Genomic DNA, 17039 nt, shown 5'->3' with positions numbered 1-17039 from the left:
CACCCACCCCGCCCGCGTTGGTCTTGAGGTTGACGGCACGCGCCCGGCGAGTCCGGCCGTCGACATCATGACCGCGGGTCAGGGTGGCGCAGCTCAGGGGATGAGGCGGTGCAGGTCGCGGGGGAAGGCGGTGACCTCGCGGACGTTCGCCGCGCCGACCAGCCGGGCGACGAAGCGTTCCAGGCCGATGGCGAAGCCGCCGTGCGGCGGCATACCGTGCCGGAACGCCTCGACGTAGCCGGCGTACGGCTCCAGCGGTTCGCCGCGCGCCGCCAGCGCCGCCCGGTAGTCGTCGTACCGGTGCAGCCGCTGCCCGCCGGTGACCAGCTCCACCCCCCGGAAGAGCAGGTCGAAGCCGTTCGAGTACGCCGGCCGGGCCGGGTCCGGGTGGGTGTAGAAGGGGCGCTTCGCCATCGGGTACCCGGTGACGAAGAGGAACTCCGAGCCGTGTTCGGCGCGGGCCCACTTCCCCAACGCGCGCTCGTGGGCGGGGGCCAGGTCCGGCTCGTCGGCGGACGCCCCGGCGATTGTCAGCGCCTCGGTGAAGTGCACGGCGGGGATCTCCGCCGGCAGTTCGGGCACCTCGATGCCCAGGGTGGTCAGCGCCGCACCCGCCCGGGATCCGACCGCGTCGAGCATCCCGGCCAGGGTGTCGCGCAGCACCGCCATCACGTCCCGGTGGTCGGCGACGAAGCCCAGTTCCACGTCGAGGGAGGTGTACTGGGCCAGATGCCGGACGGTGTCGTGCGGCTCGGCCCGGAACACCGGACCGACCTCGTACACCCGCTCGAAGACGCCGACCATGAGCTGCTTGTAGAACTGCGGCGACTGGGCCAGGTACGCGGACCGGCCGAACCAGTCCAGCGCGAAGACGTTCGCCCCGCTCTCGGTGGACGAGGCGACCACCTTCGGGGTGTGGATCTCCACGAAGTCGCGGGCGTCGAGCGCAGCCCGGAAGCCGGCCACCGCCGCCGCCGACACCCGCAGCGCCGCCGCCCGGCTCGGATGCCGCAACGCGACCGGCGCGTGGTCGAGCTGGGTGGGCAGGCTCGCGGTGAGCGCCGGCCGGTACAGGTCGAACGGGGGCGGCACGGCGGGCGGGCCGAGCGGTCGTACCGTCGGGGCGGTCAGCTCGACCCCGGCGGGGGCGACGGGGTTCGCGACCACCGTGCCGACCACCTCGACGACGGTCTCCTCCGGCAGCGACGCCACGGCCGCGCGCACGGCGGCGTCGGTGACCACGACCTGGGCCAGGCCGGCGGCGTCCCGCACGATCAGGAAGGTCACCGACTTGAGCAGCCGGCGGCGGTGTACCCAGCCGGCGATCCGGACGGTGCCACCGACCCGGGCGGAGAGTTGGGTGGAAAGGATGCGTTGCACGGCGATACCTCCTTGATCAATCGCAACGCGATCCCCAGGGAGGTGTGGGCGAGCGGGAACCTCGCGGTGCCACCACACCTTCGCCCCCGCCCACGGCGGGAGCCTCGTTCGTCGCCTGTTGACCGGGGCCAGCCGGGCGGGCTCTACTGGGCGCGGACGCCGTTCTTCCCGCGGCTCGGGAGGGTCTTCGCGCGCCGACGCCAGACCGCCTTGCAGCAACCGGCGGCTCTCTGCGCTGGCGGATCGGCGCGCTACTCGGCTCCGTCACAGCCTTGTCGGGCAGGCTAGCAGCCGACCGCCGCACGCGTGACCGAGTTGTTTGCCGCGTCGGTGTCGCGTGTCACCACATCTGCGGCGTGACGCCGGTCGCCCATGGTTCATCGACCGCCACCGACCGGCGTAGGCTCGTTTTCGTGACGATCGAGCACTCCATGCCGACGACCGAGCAGGCCAGCCGCACCGCGACTGCCGCACCCGAGGGGCGGCGTCTGCTGCGCATCGAGGCCCGCAACGCCGAGACGCCGATCGAGCGCAAGCCGCCGTGGATCAAGGTGAAGGCCAAGATGGGCCCGGAGTACACCCAACTGCGCGGGCTGGTCTCGCGGGAGGGGCTGCACACCGTCTGCCAGGAGGCCGGCTGTCCCAACATCTACGAGTGCTGGGAAGACCGTGAGGCCACCTTCCTCATCGGCGGCGACCAGTGCACCCGGCGCTGCGACTTCTGCCAGATCGACACCGGCAAGCCCGCTGAGTTCGACGCCGACGAGCCGCGCCGGGTCGCCGAGTCCGTCGCGGCGATGGGCCTGCGCTACGCCACCATCACCGGCGTCGCCCGCGACGACCTGCCCGACGGCGGCGCCTGGCTGTACGCCGAGACGGTCCGGCAGATCCACGCCCTGCGCTCCGGCTGCGGCGTCGAGCTGCTGATTCCCGACTTCAACGCGGTCCCCACACAGCTCGCCGAGGTGTTCGGTTCCCGGCCCGAGGTGCTGGCGCACAACGTCGAGACCGTGCCGCGCATCTTCAAGCGGATCCGGCCGGCGTTCCGGTACGAGCGTTCCCTCGACGTGATCCGGCAGGCCCGCGCCGACGGTCTGGTCACCAAGAGCAACCTGATCCTCGGTATGGGCGAGGAGCGGGGCGAGGTCTCCCAGGCGCTGCGGGACCTGCACGACGCCGGCTGTGAACTGATCACCATCACGCAGTACCTGCGACCCTCCCCACGCCACCACCCGGTGACCCGCTGGGTCAAGCCGGAGGAGTTCGTCGAGCTGCGCGAGGAGGCCGAGGAGATCGGCTTCGCGGGTGTGATGAGCGGGCCGCTGGTGCGCTCGTCGTACCGGGCCGGGCGGCTCTACCAGCAGGCGCTGGACGCCCGTGCGGAGGTCGTCCCCGCCGGCTGAGGCCAGGGCCAAATTCCGCGTTTAGCTACAAAACGGGCAATACCCTGCCACGATCGCATACGTGGCCACGGGGGTACGCCCGCAGCCGCGCGACGCGGCCCGCCGGCGTACACCCCGCTGGCCCCGTCCGGCACTGCTCGCCCTGCTGGTCGGGGCGGCCGGGGTGGCGTACCGGGTCGCCCTGCTGCTGGCTGACACGCCGCGCACCAACAGCGACGAGGCGACGATGGGGCTGGCCGCGTCGCACATCGCCCGGGGCGACGACTTTCCGGTCTTCTTCTACGGGCAGGCGTACATGGGGACGCTGGAGGCGTACCTGGCCGCGCCGCTGGTCGCGCTGACCGGCCCGTCCTGGCTGGCGCTGCGGCTGCCGCTGCTCGCCCTGTACGCCCTGTTCGTGTACCTGAGCTGGCGGCTGACCCGCCGCCTCGGCGGGGATGACCGGTTCGCCCTGCTGGTGGTCGCGGTGCTCGCATTCGGATCGGATCGGATCGTCAAGAACCAGCTCATCGCCGGTGGCGGCTATCCGGAGCTGAACCCGATCGGCGTCGGGCTGGCGCTGCTCACTCTCGATCTCGCCGCCGGCCGACCAGCCGGGCGGCGGTGGCGGTACGCGGCTTTCGGGTTCCTGACCGGCCTGACCGTCTGGGTGGATCCCCTGCTCCTGCCGTACGTGCTGGCGCTTGGCGCGGTGCTGGTCGGCGGGGTGCGGTACGGACGACACCCGATCCGCGGCGAGCTACGCGGCCGGGCGCTGGTCGGCGCACTCGTGCAGCGCCCGGCCGGCGGCGAACTGCGCGGCCCGGCCGGGATGGCGCTGGTGGGTGGGGCACTGCTCGGCGTCGCGCCACTGCTCGGGCACAGCCTCGCGCACGGCCGCAACCCGGTCACGGCGATCCTCGCGGCCAGCGGAGCGGACGCGGCGGCGGGCTGGGCCGACCGGCTGCACGGCGGGCTGGTGCTCGGTCCGGCGCTGGGTGTCGGCTTCTGCGCGCCGAGCCACTGCGCGACCTGGCAGCTCTGGTGGTCGGTGGCGCTGCCGGTGCTGCTGACCCTGGCCGGCCTGGCTGCCTGGCGAGTGGTCCGCGGCAGCCGACCGGCCGCCGTACCCCGGGCATCGACCGCCGCCCACCGCACGTCGATTCGATCATGGCCGGTGCGGCGGATCGGCGGCTCCGCGGAGGATGCTCGACTCCAGATGCGAGAAGGCGCGGTGTCAGACCCGACGCGATACCACCACCTGCCGCGAGCTGGGTCAATCAAGCCCGACACGGCGACCTCGGCCGGGCCGGGGTCGCAGCGGGATCGGTGGGCCGGTGCGGCGGTACGGCTGGCGCTGGTGGTGGGCGCGGTGGGCACCCTCGCGGCGTACACGGTCAGCAACTCCGCCGGCCGTACCCCGGTGGAGAGTTCCCGCTACCTGTCCTGCCTGCTGATCTCGACCCCGGCGCTGCTCTGGCCGCTCTGGACAGCCGCCCGCCGACCGACCACGACCCGTCGACCGACCACGACCCGTCGGTTGGCGACAACCGGTGCGGTACGGGTGGGGACGATCGGTGTCCTCGCCGCCGTGCTCGCCAGTGCCGCCGTCGCGACCGCCGGCACGCTGACCACCGTGCCGGAGAACCGGGCCGAGGCACGGCGGCACCGCGCCATGGTCGACGCGCTACGCGAGCACAGCGTCCGTCACGTCTACGGCGGCTACTGGACATGCAACCGACTCACCTTCGCCGCCCGGGAGGAGATCGTCTGCGCGGTCGTGGATGATCGGCTCCGTCCCGGCTTCGACCGGCTACCGGAATACCGGCGGGCGGTCGCCCGGGCCGGCGCGGTGGCGTACGTGGCACCGGTCGGGTCGCCGCTGGCGGCCACCCTGGACCGGCAGCCGCCGCCCGGCGCGGCGGCGCTCACCGTGGCCGACTGGCAGATCTGGTTGCCACCGCACTGACCAGTCCCGGTCGATCCGGTCGGCTATCTCGGCTTGCGCCCGAATAGGGCGTCCCGGCCGGAGGACAGCGCGGTTGGCGCGGCCGGAGACGACCGGAGTCGGCGGGACCGGTCGGGACCGGTCGACAGCGCGCGGGACCGGGGCTGGGCGATCAGTCGAGCAGGCCGAGGCGGTGAGCCACGGCGGCGGCCTCGACGCGGTTGCCGACATCGAGCTTCGCGATGATCCGGGAGACGTGCACGCTCGCCGTCTTCGGCGAGATGAACAGCCGCTCGGCGATCCGACTGTTGCTGTGCCCTTCGGCCACCAGCCGCAGCACCTCCCGTTCCCGGGCGGTGAGCAGCTGCGTACCGGCGCCGGCACCCCGTAGCCCCACCCGCCGGGCCAGGGTGGCGGCCTGCTCGCCCAGCGGTGTCGCGCCGAGCCGCCCGGCGATCACCACGGCCTCCTCCACCGCTGCGGCGACCTCGTCGCGTTCCCCGGCCGACGCGGCCGCCTCGGCCAGCGCCAGCAACGCCCGGCCCAGGGCGTACGGCTGGCCGTCGGCGCGCCACGCCCGGACCGCCTCGCGCCAGGCCGGCAACGCCCGGTCCCCGACCGCCAGCAGCGCCGCGACCTGGGCGGCATGCGCCCGTTCGGCCGGATGGCGGGCCGGCAACGCGGCGGCGATCCCGGCCACGGTCTCGGCCAGCTCCCGGTCGCTCAGGCGGGCCGCGACGCGGGCGGCGGCGTCGAGCACCACCCAACCCTCGCGCGACAGGTGCGGCAGCTTGTCGTCGGCGAGCGCGGCGCGGGCCGCCCGGGCGGCCTCGACCTTGTCGTCGGCGGCCAGCGCCGCCTCGATGCGCAGCTCGTGCAGGGGCAGCCGGTGGTTCGGCCACAGGTACGGCCGGGCCAGGAACCCCAACGCCCGACCGACCAGCTCGTCGGCGCGCGGGTGGGCGCGGGCCAGCCACAGCCCGGCGCGCAGTTGCAGCCAGTGCAGTCCGGACACGCCGGGCGGGTCGATCCGGGCGGCTTCGGCACACGCCGCCTCGGCCTCGTCCCAGCGGCCCAGGGCGAGCAGCGCCTCGGCCTGGTTGGACAGCAGGTACGCCCCACCCGAGCGGCTGATCCCGACCCGGTGCGCCTCGATCACTCCGGCGGCGGCGGCTTCGGCCGACTCGGCGTACCGGCCCAGCTCGAAGAGGACGTCGGAGAGGTGGACCAGCGCGCTGACCAGCGCGGGCCCGTCGTCGGCGGCCCGGGCCAGGGCCTCGGTCCGGCGCAGCTCGGCCAACCCGAGGTCGGGCCCCTTGTCGACCCGACAGAGCAGGGCGATCCGCGCGGGCAGCAGGGCGAGGTCCGCGTCGAGCGTGCCCACCTCGGCGACGACCGTCGCGGCCAACTCGGGATCGACCTTGGCGAGGTGGGCGGCGATGTAGGCGAGCAGTCGGGTCCGGTCCGGGCTGCCCGGCACCCCGGCCGCCAGCCGGTACGCCTCCCGCAGCTCGGCACAGCCGTCACTCTTGCCGAGCAGGGCCAGCAGCCGGCCACGTCGGTTCAGCAGCCGGGCGGCGCGCAGTGGTTCCGCCTCGCGGTCCACCTCGGCCAGGGCGGCCCGGGTCAGGGTGATCGCGCGGCCGTAGTCGCCGGCGGTGCTGACCGCGTCGAGGGTTTCCTCCAGCACCGCCAGGTGGTCCATGCCGAGGCGGTCGGCGGCGTCAGGCACCAGTTCCCACAGCTCCAGCACCCGTTCCAACAGCCGGCTCTGCTCCGCGTACGCGTACCGGTCGGCGGCGGCGCAGGCGGCGGCCCGGGCGGCGAGCAGGGCGCGGGGGTGGTCGTGGGCGGCGTACCAGTGGTGGGCGGTCTCGGCCGGGGCGCGGCCGGCGGGAACGAGGTGTGGCTGCGCCTCGATGGCGGCGGCGTACCGGGCGTGCAGCCGGGCGTGCTCGCCGGGCAGCAGTTCGTCGTGGACCGCCTCCCGGACCAGCGCGTGCCGGAACTCGTAGCCCCCGTCCGGGTCGGCGACGACGAGTTGGGCGGCGACGGCGGCGCGCAGCGCGTCCTCCAGCTCGGGCTCGGGCAGGCCGGCGACCTCGGCGAGGAGCTGATGGGAGAAGCGGGTGCCCCCGGCGGCGGCGATGCGCAGCACCCGCTGCGCGGCGTCGGGCAGCCGGTCGACCCGGGCCAGCAGCAGGTCGCGCAGGGTCTCCGGGAGGGTGGCACAGCCGACCGGGCCGCCGGCGGCGGCCAGTTCCTCGATGAAGAACGGGTTGCCCTGGGTGCGGGCGTGCACGTCGTCGACCGCCCGGGCGGCCGGCTCGGCCCCGAGCAGGTCGGTGAGGATCGCCGCGGTGCCGTCCCGGTCGAGGCGGCCCAGCTCGACCCGTTCGACGCCCCGGGCCCGGTCCAGCTCGGCGAGGAACGGGCGCAGCGGGTGGCCCCGGTGCAGTTCGTCGGTGCGGTACGTGCAGACCAGCAGCACCCGGGCGGTGCGGGCGGCCCGGACCAGGAAGCCGATCAGATCACGGGTGGAGCGGTCGGCCCAGTGCAGGTCCTCGATGACCAGCACCAGCGGCTGGACGGTGGCCAGCCGGTGGAACAGCTCTCCCACCAGGTCGAACAGGTAGCCCCGGGGCGCGTCGGAGAGCGCCGGACGGGGTGGCGCACCGGCCGCGGCGGAGGTCCGGGCCAGCTCCGGCAGCAGGCGGGCGAACTCCGGTTCGTACCCTTCGAAGACCGCCGGTCCGTCGCGGCGCAACACCTCGCGCAGCGCGGCGGCGAACGGCGCGAAGGGCAGCCCGGCCTCGCCCAGTTCCAGGCACTGGCCGACGAGGAGCCGGTCCCCGCCGGCGGTGACCAGGGCGCCGAACTCGTCCAGCAGGCGGGTCTTGCCGATCCCGGCCTCACCGCCGACCAGCACGGTGCTGGGCTCGCCGGCCCGGGCGCGGGCGAAGGCGGCGCGCAGGGTCGCGAGTTCGTCCTGGCGGCCGACGAGGACGGTGCTGGCGGCGCGTACGGTCACGGCTCCGAGGATGCCACGCGCGCCGCCGGCACCGTCCCCACCCACCGGCCCGTCGGGTCCGCCGGCGGCCCCGGCGAGGCCGCCGGCGGCGGCCTGGTGGGCGACGGCCGGTGCCGGTGCGGGCACGAGGGTCACCGGCGGGCGGCGTCGGTACGGCCCAGGCGCTGCCACCGGTCCCGCCAGCGCTCGCGCCGCGGCGGCAGGGCGCGGGCGAGGCGGGAGGCTGCGGCGTCGGCCCGCAACTCGGCGGCCTGGCTCCGGTGGAGGTGAAGAAGGAACTCTGCGTCGTTGCCGAACATGTCGGGCTCCCTGGGGATCGTCGTCATCTCTGCTGACCTCGACTCTTCGCCCGAAGGTGTCCCGAAGGCATGGGTGCGCCGCCTGATCTTCGCCGTCCTCCGCCTCCTTACCGGGGGCGCAACCGGCCGCTGAGGCGACGTAAGGTACTCAGCCGGCCTGCGGATCAGCCGGGGGTACGGCGACCACTAGACTCGGCGGCATGGCGAAGCCCCAGGAGAAGGTCTCGTTCGGCCAGCGGCTGAAGCAGATCGGGATGGTGTTCCGGTTCACGGCGAAGCAGGACAGGTGGTTCGCGCCGCTGGTCGCCGCGGCGGTGCTGATTCCGCTCGCGCTCACCGTGGTCGCGGTGCTGTTCTGGGGCTGGCTCTGGCTGCCGCTGGGCATCCTGTTCACCCTGCTCGCCGTACTGATCGTGCTCAACCTGCGATCCAACGCGGCGATGATGAACGCGGCCGAGGGGCAACCCGGGGCCGCCGCGCAGATCATGGAGAACATGCGTGGCGACTGGCGGGTCACCCCCGCCGTCAGCTCCACCACCCAGATGGACATGGTCCACCTGGTGATCGGCCGCCCCGGCGTGATCCTGCTCGCCGAGGGCAACCCGCAGCGGGTACGCGGCCTGCTCGGGCAGGAGAAGCGCCGGTTGGCCAAGGTGATCGGCAACGCCCCGCTGCACGACTACATGATCGGCCAGGGCGAGGACGAGTTGCCGATCCGCAAGCTGCGGATGACCCTGATGCGGCTGCCCCGCGCCCTCAGCGGTAAGGACGTCAACGCCCTCGACAAGCGGCTCAAGGCGCTCACCGCCCGGCCGCAGATGCCCAAGGGCGCGATCCCGAAGAACATGCGGCCGCCGCGCGGCGCGTTCCGTCAGTCGCGGGGTCGCTGACCCGAGGCGGTACGCCGACGAGCCGGGCCCGGCGGGCCCGGCTCGTCGCGTTCGCGCAGCCGGTCCGGCGGCTGGGTCAGGTGGTGCGGGGGGCGTCGACGACGACCGCGCCGGTGAGGCGATCGTGCAGGCCACGGCGGTGCCCGTCCATCAGCAGGGCTGGTACGACCAGGACGAGCAGCAGGCCACGCAGCAGGGCCCGGGCCGGACCGAGCCGGCCGCCGTCGGCCCAGGCCAGGCAGCGGATCCGGGTGACGAACATGCCGGGGGTCTGGGCGAAGAGCCCGAGGAAGAAGCCGTACTCGGCCACCAGCAGCAGCACCGGGGGCCAGCCGTCGCGCAGCGGATCGGCGAAGAGGTTGGACGCCAGCAGGCAGAGCACCCAGTCGATCACCAGCGCGCCGAAGCGACGCCCGAGGCTGGGCGGGGTGAAGGACGGGTCCGTGGCGGGTGGCGCCGGTACGGCGGCGGGGTTGCTCACAGCGATCAAGGGTAACCAGGGCTGGCGGCGCCGCTGGTCACCGGCGGTTGCCGGCCCGGGCCCGGTCGGTGCGGGCCGGCGCGGTAGGCGCGGGTGGATGCGGGTCGACGCGGTCGGCGCGAGTCGGGAGAACGGGCTAATCGCCCAAACAGGCGGTAGACTGCCCCAACCGGTATCGGCCGAACGGCGGCCCGACGGCGACCAAGTGGCTCAGACAGGGCTTCGCCAGCGACGTAACACGGCAGAAACACAAGAGACACGGCCGGGCAACCGCGCGGTCCTACCGTCGCCAGAGCCCAGCCACCGGAGTGGACGTGCCAGGAGGACGTGTGTTTGCCAATCCCGAGGAACTCCTGCGGTACCTCAAGAACGAGGACGTGAAGTTCGTCGACGTACGTTTTTGTGACCTGCCCGGCGTGATGCAGCACTTCAATCTGCCGGTCGAGTCCTTCGACGACAGCGTCTTCACCGACGGCCTCGCGTTCGACGGCTCGTCGATCCGCGGCTTCCAGGCGATCCACGAGTCGGACATGCTCCTGCTCCCGGACGTCGCCACCGCTTTCGTCGACCCGTTCCGCGCGCAGAAGACCCTCGCGCTGAACTTCTTCATCCACGACCCGTTCACCCGCGAGGCGTACTCGCGGGACCCGCGCAACGTGGCGAAGAAGGCCGAGGCGTACCTGGCGGCGAGCGGCATCGCCGACACCGCCTACTTCGGCGCCGAGGCCGAGTTCTACATCTTCGACTCGATTCGTCACGAGACCTCCGCCCACCAGTCGTTCTACTACATCGACTCGATCGAGGGCGCGTGGACGTCCGGCCGCGAGGAGGCCGGCGGCAACCGCGGCTACAAGACCGCCTACAAGGGCGGCTACTTCCCGGTACCGCCGGTGGACCACTACGCCGACCTGCGTGACTCGATCGTCCGCCGGCTGGTGGACGGCGGCTTCACCGTGGAGCGCTCGCACCACGAGGTCGGCACCGCCGGCCAGTCGGAGATCAACTACAAGTTCTCCACGCTGCTGCACTCCGCCGACCAGCTCCAGCTCTTCAAGTACATCGTGAAGAACGAGGTCTGGGCCAACGGCAAGACCGCCACCTTCATGCCGAAGCCGCTCTTCGGCGACAACGGCTCCGGTATGCACACCCACCAGAGCCTGTGGCTGAACGGCGAGCCGCTGTTCTACGACGAGACCGGCTACGCCGGCCTGTCGGACACCGCCCGCTGGTACATCGGCGGCCTGCTGCACCACGCGCCGTCGCTGCTGGCCTTCACCAACCCGACGGTCAACTCGTACCGCCGGCTGGTGCCGGGCTTCGAGGCGCCGGTCAACCTGGTCTACTCGCAGCGCAACCGGTCCGCCTGCACCCGCATCCCGGTCACCGGCAGCAACCCGAAGGCCAAGCGGGTCGAGTTCCGGGTGCCGGACCCGTCCAGCAACCCGTACCTCGCCTTCTCGGCGATGATGATGGCCGGCCTGGACGGCATCAAGAACAAGATCGAGCCGCCGGCGCCGATCGACAAGGACCTGTACGACCTGCCGCCGGAGGAGTGGGGCGACGTCAAGCAGGTGCCGGGCTCGCTGCCGGAGGTACTTGACGCGCTCGAGGCCGACCACGACTACCTGCTCGACGGCGGCGTCTTCACGCCGGACCTGATCTCCACCTGGGTCAGCTGGAAGCGGGCCAACGAGGTCGACCCGGTGCGTCTGCGCCCGACCCCGCACGAGTTCGCGATGTACTTCGACTGCTGAGCGGTCGTCGAGGCCGTTCCACCGGCCGGGCCGGCTCCGCGTACGTGGAGCCGGCCCGGCCGCTTGTTCAGGAACGCCGCCGTCGTACCGCCAGCACGACCAGGGCCACCACCAGCGCCGTCATCGCGATCGCGCCGGGCGCCTTGGTGTACCGGGCCAGCGAGGTGCCGTCGGGCAGGGTCAGGAAGACCACGACGGCGCAGGGCAGCGTGAACCAGCCGGTCCGGGCCGCCGAGACGGCGAGCAGCAGCAGCGGCCCGGTGGCGTACCACGGGTGAAAGACGGGGGCGAGGGCCATCGTGGCGGCCAGCGCGCCGCCCGCGCCGAACAGCGCCGCCCGGGGGCGGGCCGCGGCGAACCGGTGGATCCGCTGGCGGACGTCGCCCCGCCGACGCAGCGCCGACCAGGTCCGCCACCAGAGCAGCACCAGCAGCACCGCCAGCAGCACCAGCCCCACCGCCCGGGCGGCCGGCACCGCACCCGGCTTCCGCCCGGCCAGCGCGCCGAGGTAGTCGACCACGAAGCCGACCGCCGTCGGCGGCGAGGTCCACTGCTGCGAGTCACCGCTGTGCGCCAGCCCACCGATCCAGCCCAGCCCCAAGCCGGACAGGGCGGAGACGGCCGTGAGCGCGACCCCCGCCCCACCGACCACCGGGCCGCCGTCACGCAGCAACGCCCGGACGGTGTACCGGCCGCGCACCGCGGCCAGCGCGGCGAACGGCAGCACCACCACCGCTGTCGCTTTCACCGCCATCGCCAGGCCCAGCAGCAGCCCGGCGACCAGCAGCGGTCGCACCCCGCCCGACGCGCGGACCAGCACCAGCAGGCCGAGCAGGAGCAGCCCGAGCATCAGCGCGTCGTTGTGCGCGCCGGCGACCAGATGCACCCCGACCAGCGGTGAGGCCAGCCCGAGCCAGGCCGCCCGGCGGGTCGGCACCCCGCAGGCCCGGGCCAACCCCGGCAGGCAGAGCCCGGCCAGCAGCACCCCGGCCAGGGCGAGCAGCCGGAGCACGACGACCGTGCCGGCCAGCCCGCCGCCGACGGTGGCGGCCAGCGCCGCGAGCAGCACGAACAGCGGCCCGTACGGGGCGGGGGTGTCCCGCCACAGCGGGGCGACCGAGTCGACCCACGGGCAGCCGGCCGCCGCCACCCCGGCCGCGTACGGGTCCGCCCCGGCGGCGTACGTCCAGCCCTGACAGGCGTACGAGTAGATGTCGCGGCTGGCCAGCGGCGGTGCGAGCAACAGCGGCACCAGCCAGAGCCCGGCGGTGCGGTACGCCCACCGGGTCGACGGGGCGCCCCGGCGCAGCGCCCACCAGGCACCGACCATGAGTGCGGTGCCGAGCAGCCAGCAGCCGAGCGCCACCGGCCCGTGCGGCATCCGCCACGGCTGGTGCGGTGGGACGGTCGGCAGCGCCCCGCCGAGCCATCCGGCCACCGTGACCAGCGCCGCGCCGGCCAGCCCGGCCCAGCGGGCGGACCGGGCGCGGCCGTCGGGCGGCAGGCCGGGCTCGGTCACCGGCGGACCCTCTCCTCAGTCGACGGGGGCCGGGCGGCGGGCCACCCGAGCCGACCGTACCAACCGCACGGCGACCACGATCACGAACAGCGTCATCAGCGGCGCACCGGGAAACTTGGTGTATCGGGCCAGGCCCGTGCCGTCGGCCAGCACCAGGAACGAGGAGACCAACGCGACCAGACTGAACCAGCCGGTGCGGTGCGCGGTGGCGGCGAGCACGGTCAGCGGCCACATCCAGTACCAGGGGTGAAAGAGGGGGGCCAGCGCGACGGTGGCGGCCAGCGCCAGCCCGGCGTGCCACAGCGGGTCCCGGGTCCGGGCCCGCCACCACAGCCACACCAGCAGCACCGCGAGCACCAGCACGCCGATCGCCCGGGTCACCGGCAGCGCGTCCACGTGCGCGCCGAACAGCGCGGCGACGTACCCGGCGGTCTGCCCGACCGCCGTGGGCGGCGAGGTCCAGGCGACCACCAGGCTGCCCTGTTCCAGCCCGGAGATCCAGCCGAAGTTGAGGCCGGCGACCAGCGTCGCGCCGATCACCGTGGCGAACGCGCCGCCGACCACCGGGGCGCCGTCGCGCAGCAGCCCTCTGACCGAGTACGGCCCGGAGATCGCGGCCAGCGCGGCGAACGGCACCGTGACCAGCGCGGTGACCTTCACCCCGCCGGCGAGGCCGAGCAGCACTCCCCCGGCCAGAAGCGGCCAGAAGCGGCCGGGACGGGAGACCACCACGGCCAGCCCGGCGACCAGCAGACCCACCATCAGCGCGTCGTTGTGCGCGCCGGAGACCAGGTGCACCCCGACCAGCGGGGAGGCCAACGCCAGCCAGAGCGCACGGCTGCCGGGCACGCCGCAGCGGCGGGCCAGCACCGGCAGGAACGCGGCGGTCAGCCCGACTCCGATCACCGCGGCGAGCCGGAACAGCGCGATGCTGGCGTACAGCGAGCCGGTCGCCCCGACGATCGCGCCGGAGAGCATCACGAACAGCGGACCGTACGGCGCGGGGGTGTCCCGCCAGATGTAGGAGATGGTGTCCAGCCAGGGGCAGGGCAGCACCGACACGCCGTGCTCGTACGGGCTGATCCCGGCCGCGTAGCTGGCGCCCTGGCAGGTGTACGCGTACACGTCGCGGCTGCCCAGCGGCGGGGCGACCAGCAGCGGGATCAGCCAGAGCCCGGCGGTGACCAGCGCCCACCGGGCCGACGGCACCCGCTCGCGCAGCGTCCACCAGGCCCAGCCCATCAGCGCGGTGCCGAGCAGCCAGGCGGCGAGGATCAGCGGTCCGTGCCGGCCCTGCCAGATGCTGACCGGGGTGGGGCGCAGGTCCCCGTCGGGCAGCGCACCCCCCAGGTACGCGGCCACGGCGAGCAGGACGGAGCCGGCCAGTCCGACCCAGCGGGATAGGTGGTGAGGCACACCGGACATGCTGCCAGTACCGTGGTCGCGGACCGGAGGTGGGCATGCGGCGCAGTGGGGTGGTGGGCATCTCCGCCGTCTGCGCCGCGGTGCTGGGCGGGGTGTGGCTGGCCCTGCCACGGATGGGCTCGGACCTGTCCGCCCAGGTCGCCCGGGCAGATTTCTTCGCCGCACACGGCCCCGCGCTGGTGGACCTGCGCTGGTACGCCGGAATCCACCCGTTCGGCTACAGCCTGGTGTCCCCGCCGGTGATGGCGGTGCTCGGTGTCCGGGTCACCGGCGTGCTCGCCCTGGTCGGGGCCGCCGTGGCCTTCGCCGCGCTGCTGGTGCGCACCGGAGTGCCCCGCCCGCTGCTCGGCAGCCTGGTCGGGGTGCTCACCATCGCCGGCAACCTGGTCTCCGGCCGGGTGACGTACGCCCTCGGGGTGGCGTTCGGCCTGGCCGCGCTGCTCGTCCTGACCCTGCCGACCCACGGCCCACCCGCCGGTGCCGTACCGCGCCGGGTGGTCCGGCCGGGCCTGGCGCTGGTCTCGGCGCTGTTGGCCTCGGCGACCAGCCCGGTGGCCGGGCTGTTCGTCGGCCTGGCCGGCGTGGCGCTGCTGCTCACCCGCCGGTACGGCGACGGCCTGCTGCTCGGGGTCGCCGCCGCGCTGCCGCTCGGGGTGACCGGGCTGTTCTTCGGCGAGGGCGGCTGGATGAACATCAGCCGCACCGACACGATCCGGGCGGCCGTGACCAGCCTGGTGGTGGCGGCGCTGGTGGCGTACCGGCCGGTGCGGGTCGGCGCGCTGCTGTCGGCGACCGGCGTGCTCGTGGCGGCCCTGGTGCACACCCCGGTCGGGTTGAACGCAACCCGGCTGGTGGTGATGTTCGCCCTGCCCGTGCTCGCCGCCGGCGCGGTGTTCCCCCGATGGCGGGCGGAGCGCCTACCGCAGCCGGTGACCCGGCGACGGGTCACCGGCGCGGCGACGATGACCGTGCTGCTGGCGGCGGTCTGCTGGTGGCAGCCGCCGGTGGTCGCCGCTGACCTGCGCGGGGCCGGCAACGCGACCGCCGAGCGAGCCTTTTTCGATCCGCTCCGCGCCGAACTGGCCCGGCGCGAACTCACCGGGCGGGTGGAGGTGCCACCGACCCGGGACTACTGGGAGGCCGCCCACCTCGGCGAGGTGCCGCTGGCGCGGGGCTGGCTGCGGCAGGCCGACATCGCCCGCAATCCGCTGTTCTTCACCACCGTGCCGGGGGCCGCCGGGACCGGGGTGCCGCTGACCGCCGAGACGTACCGGGCCTGGCTGCACGAGAACGCCGTGCAGTACGTCGCCGTGCCCGACGCCCCGCTCTCCTGGGTCGGTCGGGCCGAAGCCGAGCTGGTCACGGCGGGCCTGCCGTACCTGACCGAGGTCTGGTCGGATGCCCGCTGGCGGCTGTACGCGGTGGCCGACCCGACGCCGCTGGTCGCCGCACCCGGTGAGCTGGTCCGGCAGGACGCCGCGTCGCTGACCTTCCGCACGACCGAGCCTGGCGCCGTGCCCGTACGGATCCGGCACAGCCGCTGGTTGTCCGCCTCGGGCGGGGCGAGCGTCGCCGCCGACGGGGACTGGACGACGGTCACCGTGCCGCAGGCGGGGACGTACACCCTGCGCGGCTGATCACCCGCCGGGCCACGCTGCCCGGGTGCCCTGTCGACGAGGGACCGCATCCACCTTCCGAACCGCCGCCACCAACGGGACATCGATCACACTGACACAATGACCGATGACGATGACGCCTGCTGAGGGGGACCGAGCCTTGACCGTTCCGGAAGGCGGCCGTGAGCGCCGCAGACCGTGGCACCTGTGGGCGTTCGCCGTCGTGACCTTTGCGCTCTACGTCGGTGGAGCCCGTGACTTTCTTCTCATCCTCGCGGACGACACCGAGTACATGCTCCGGCAGTTCGGGCCGGACGGCGTGGCGTACTTCGCCGACTATCCGCTGTCGCTTCGGATCGTCTGGACCGTCAATGTCGTGGGCGGGCTGGCCGCCCCGATTCTGCTCCTGGCGCTCGACCGTTGGGCGGCGTGGGTCGCGGTGGTCGCTGCGGCATCGCAACTGGTGCTGCTGATGGTGACGTTCGCCTTTCGCGACCGCTGGGATGCGCTCGGTGCCACGACATCGTTGTTCGACATCGGCATCGGTGTCGTCACCGTGTTCTTCGCCTGGTACTGCTGGAGGATCCGGCGTTCCGGCTGACCACCAGCGGGCGCCGGGTGGCGGCGATCAGGCGGGCGACGAGCGGGCGCGGACGTGCAGCCGTTCCCCCTGCGGACCGAACAGGCTGAGGATCTCCAGCGGGGTGTCGAACGGGTTGCCGAACCAGTGCGGGGTGCGGGTGTCGAATTCGGCCACCTCCCCCTCTTCGAGGGTCAGCTCGTGCCGGCCGAGCAGCAACCGGCACCGGCCGGAGAGCACGTAGAACCATTCGTACCCCTCGTGGACCTGCTGTTCCGGCTCCCGGGTGGCCGACCGAGGCGGGTAGATCATCTTGTACGCCTGGACGCCGCCGGGGCGGCGGGTCAGCGGCAGGATGGTCACCTGGCCCCGGCGCACCGGCCGGGGCCGGACCCGGGGATCCCCGGTCTCCGGCGCGCCCACCAGGTCGTCCAGTGGCACCCGATGGAACCGGGCCAGCGCCAACAGCAGCTCCAGGGTGGGCCGGCGGCCCCCGGACTCCAGCCTCGACAGGGTGCTGACCGAGATCCCGGTGGCGGCGGCAAGCTGGGCCAGGGTCACGTTCCGCTGCTGGCGCAGCGCCCGCAGCCGTGGCCCGACCGCCGTCAGGACCTCGTCCGGGGCATCCGGGCCGGGCAAAGCGGGGAAAGCGTCCTCCGTCATCCCGCGAGTTTGCCATCCCGGCAACATTTCTTGTCACCACGGTCCGGCGACCCGGACGATCCGGAGCACCG

The 17039-nt window shown here is 73.8% G+C and carries 13 protein-coding genes; 6 read left to right on the top strand and 7 right to left on the bottom strand.

Annotated features, from left to right (window positions below):
• Positions 1–93: 93 nt before the first annotated feature.
• The gene (gene aspS / locus E1166_RS13495; protein WP_132338902.1) at positions 94–1380 is read right to left on the bottom strand and encodes an aspartate--tRNA(Asn) ligase; all 1287 of its coding nucleotides are present in this window, start codon (positions 1378–1380) and stop codon (positions 94–96) included.
• Positions 1381–1736: 356 nt separating this feature from the next.
• Between aspS and lipA the strand changes: the two genes are divergently transcribed.
• Entirely contained in the window at positions 1737–2783 is a 1047-nt protein-coding gene (lipA, locus tag E1166_RS13490; RefSeq protein WP_165944329.1) for a lipoyl synthase, read from the top strand.
• Positions 2784–2844: 61 nt separating this feature from the next.
• Complete coding sequence (locus tag E1166_RS31975; protein ID WP_243710331.1) at positions 2845–4731, top strand: DUF423 domain-containing protein; 1887 nt, start codon at positions 2845–2847, stop codon at positions 4729–4731.
• Between the two features lie 151 nt (positions 4732–4882).
• Here the strand turns inward: E1166_RS31975 and E1166_RS13480 are convergent, their stop codons facing one another.
• Positions 4883–7867 (bottom strand): helix-turn-helix transcriptional regulator, encoded by a 2985-nt coding sequence (locus E1166_RS13480; protein ID WP_243710330.1) that lies wholly within the window; start codon positions 7865–7867, stop codon positions 4883–4885.
• 5 nt (positions 7868–7872) lie between these two features.
• Positions 7873–8067, bottom strand: a complete 195-nt coding sequence (locus tag E1166_RS30925; RefSeq protein ID WP_165944328.1) for a hypothetical protein — start codon at positions 8065–8067, stop codon at positions 7873–7875.
• Between the two features lie 173 nt (positions 8068–8240).
• Between E1166_RS30925 and E1166_RS13475 the strand changes: the two genes are divergently transcribed.
• On the top strand, positions 8241–8930 hold the full coding sequence (locus E1166_RS13475) for a DUF4191 domain-containing protein (protein WP_132338898.1): 690 nt from the start codon (positions 8241–8243) through the stop codon (positions 8928–8930).
• 76 nt (positions 8931–9006) lie between these two features.
• Here the strand turns inward: E1166_RS13475 and E1166_RS13470 are convergent, their stop codons facing one another.
• Positions 9007–9411: an RDD family protein gene (locus tag E1166_RS13470; RefSeq protein ID WP_132265897.1), complete on the bottom strand. Its 405-nt coding sequence runs from the start codon at positions 9409–9411 to the stop codon at positions 9007–9009.
• Between the two features lie 329 nt (positions 9412–9740).
• Here E1166_RS13470 and glnA point away from each other — a divergent pair, with 329 nt between their 5' ends.
• A complete protein-coding gene (gene glnA / locus E1166_RS13465; RefSeq protein WP_132185560.1) occupies positions 9741–11165 on the top strand; it encodes a type I glutamate--ammonia ligase in 1425 nt (474 codons plus the stop codon).
• Between the two features lie 67 nt (positions 11166–11232).
• Here the strand turns inward: glnA and mptB (E1166_RS13460) are convergent, their stop codons facing one another.
• Positions 11233–12684, bottom strand: a complete 1452-nt coding sequence (mptB, locus tag E1166_RS13460) for a polyprenol phosphomannose-dependent alpha 1,6 mannosyltransferase MptB (protein WP_132338896.1) — start codon at positions 12682–12684, stop codon at positions 11233–11235.
• A gap of 15 nt (positions 12685–12699) precedes the next feature.
• The gene (gene mptB, locus E1166_RS13455; protein WP_207914221.1) at positions 12700–14100 is read right to left on the bottom strand and encodes a polyprenol phosphomannose-dependent alpha 1,6 mannosyltransferase MptB; all 1401 of its coding nucleotides are present in this window, start codon (positions 14098–14100) and stop codon (positions 12700–12702) included.
• A gap of 44 nt (positions 14101–14144) precedes the next feature.
• On the opposite strand from mptB (E1166_RS13455), the gene E1166_RS13450 reads away from it, so the two are divergent.
• Both E1166_RS13450 and E1166_RS13445 read left to right on the top strand, forming a co-directional pair.
• Entirely contained in the window at positions 14145–15746 is a 1602-nt protein-coding gene (locus tag E1166_RS13450; RefSeq protein WP_132338892.1) for a hypothetical protein, read from the top strand.
• A gap of 106 nt (positions 15747–15852) precedes the next feature.
• Positions 15853–16326: a hypothetical protein gene (locus tag E1166_RS13445; RefSeq protein ID WP_132338890.1), complete on the top strand. Its 474-nt coding sequence runs from the start codon at positions 15853–15855 to the stop codon at positions 16324–16326.
• 27 nt (positions 16327–16353) lie between these two features.
• Here the strand turns inward: E1166_RS13445 and E1166_RS13440 are convergent, their stop codons facing one another.
• Positions 16354–16968, bottom strand: coding sequence for a helix-turn-helix transcriptional regulator (locus E1166_RS13440; RefSeq protein ID WP_132265907.1), 615 nt, complete (start codon positions 16966–16968; stop codon positions 16354–16356).
• Positions 16969–17039 lie beyond the last annotated feature (71 nt).

Origin of the sequence: Micromonospora sp. KC213 (genome assembly GCF_004348325.1) — a bacterium.
GTDB lineage: Bacteria > Actinomycetota > Actinomycetes > Mycobacteriales > Micromonosporaceae > Micromonospora.
This window is presented reverse-complemented; position numbering and strand designations above follow the sequence as displayed.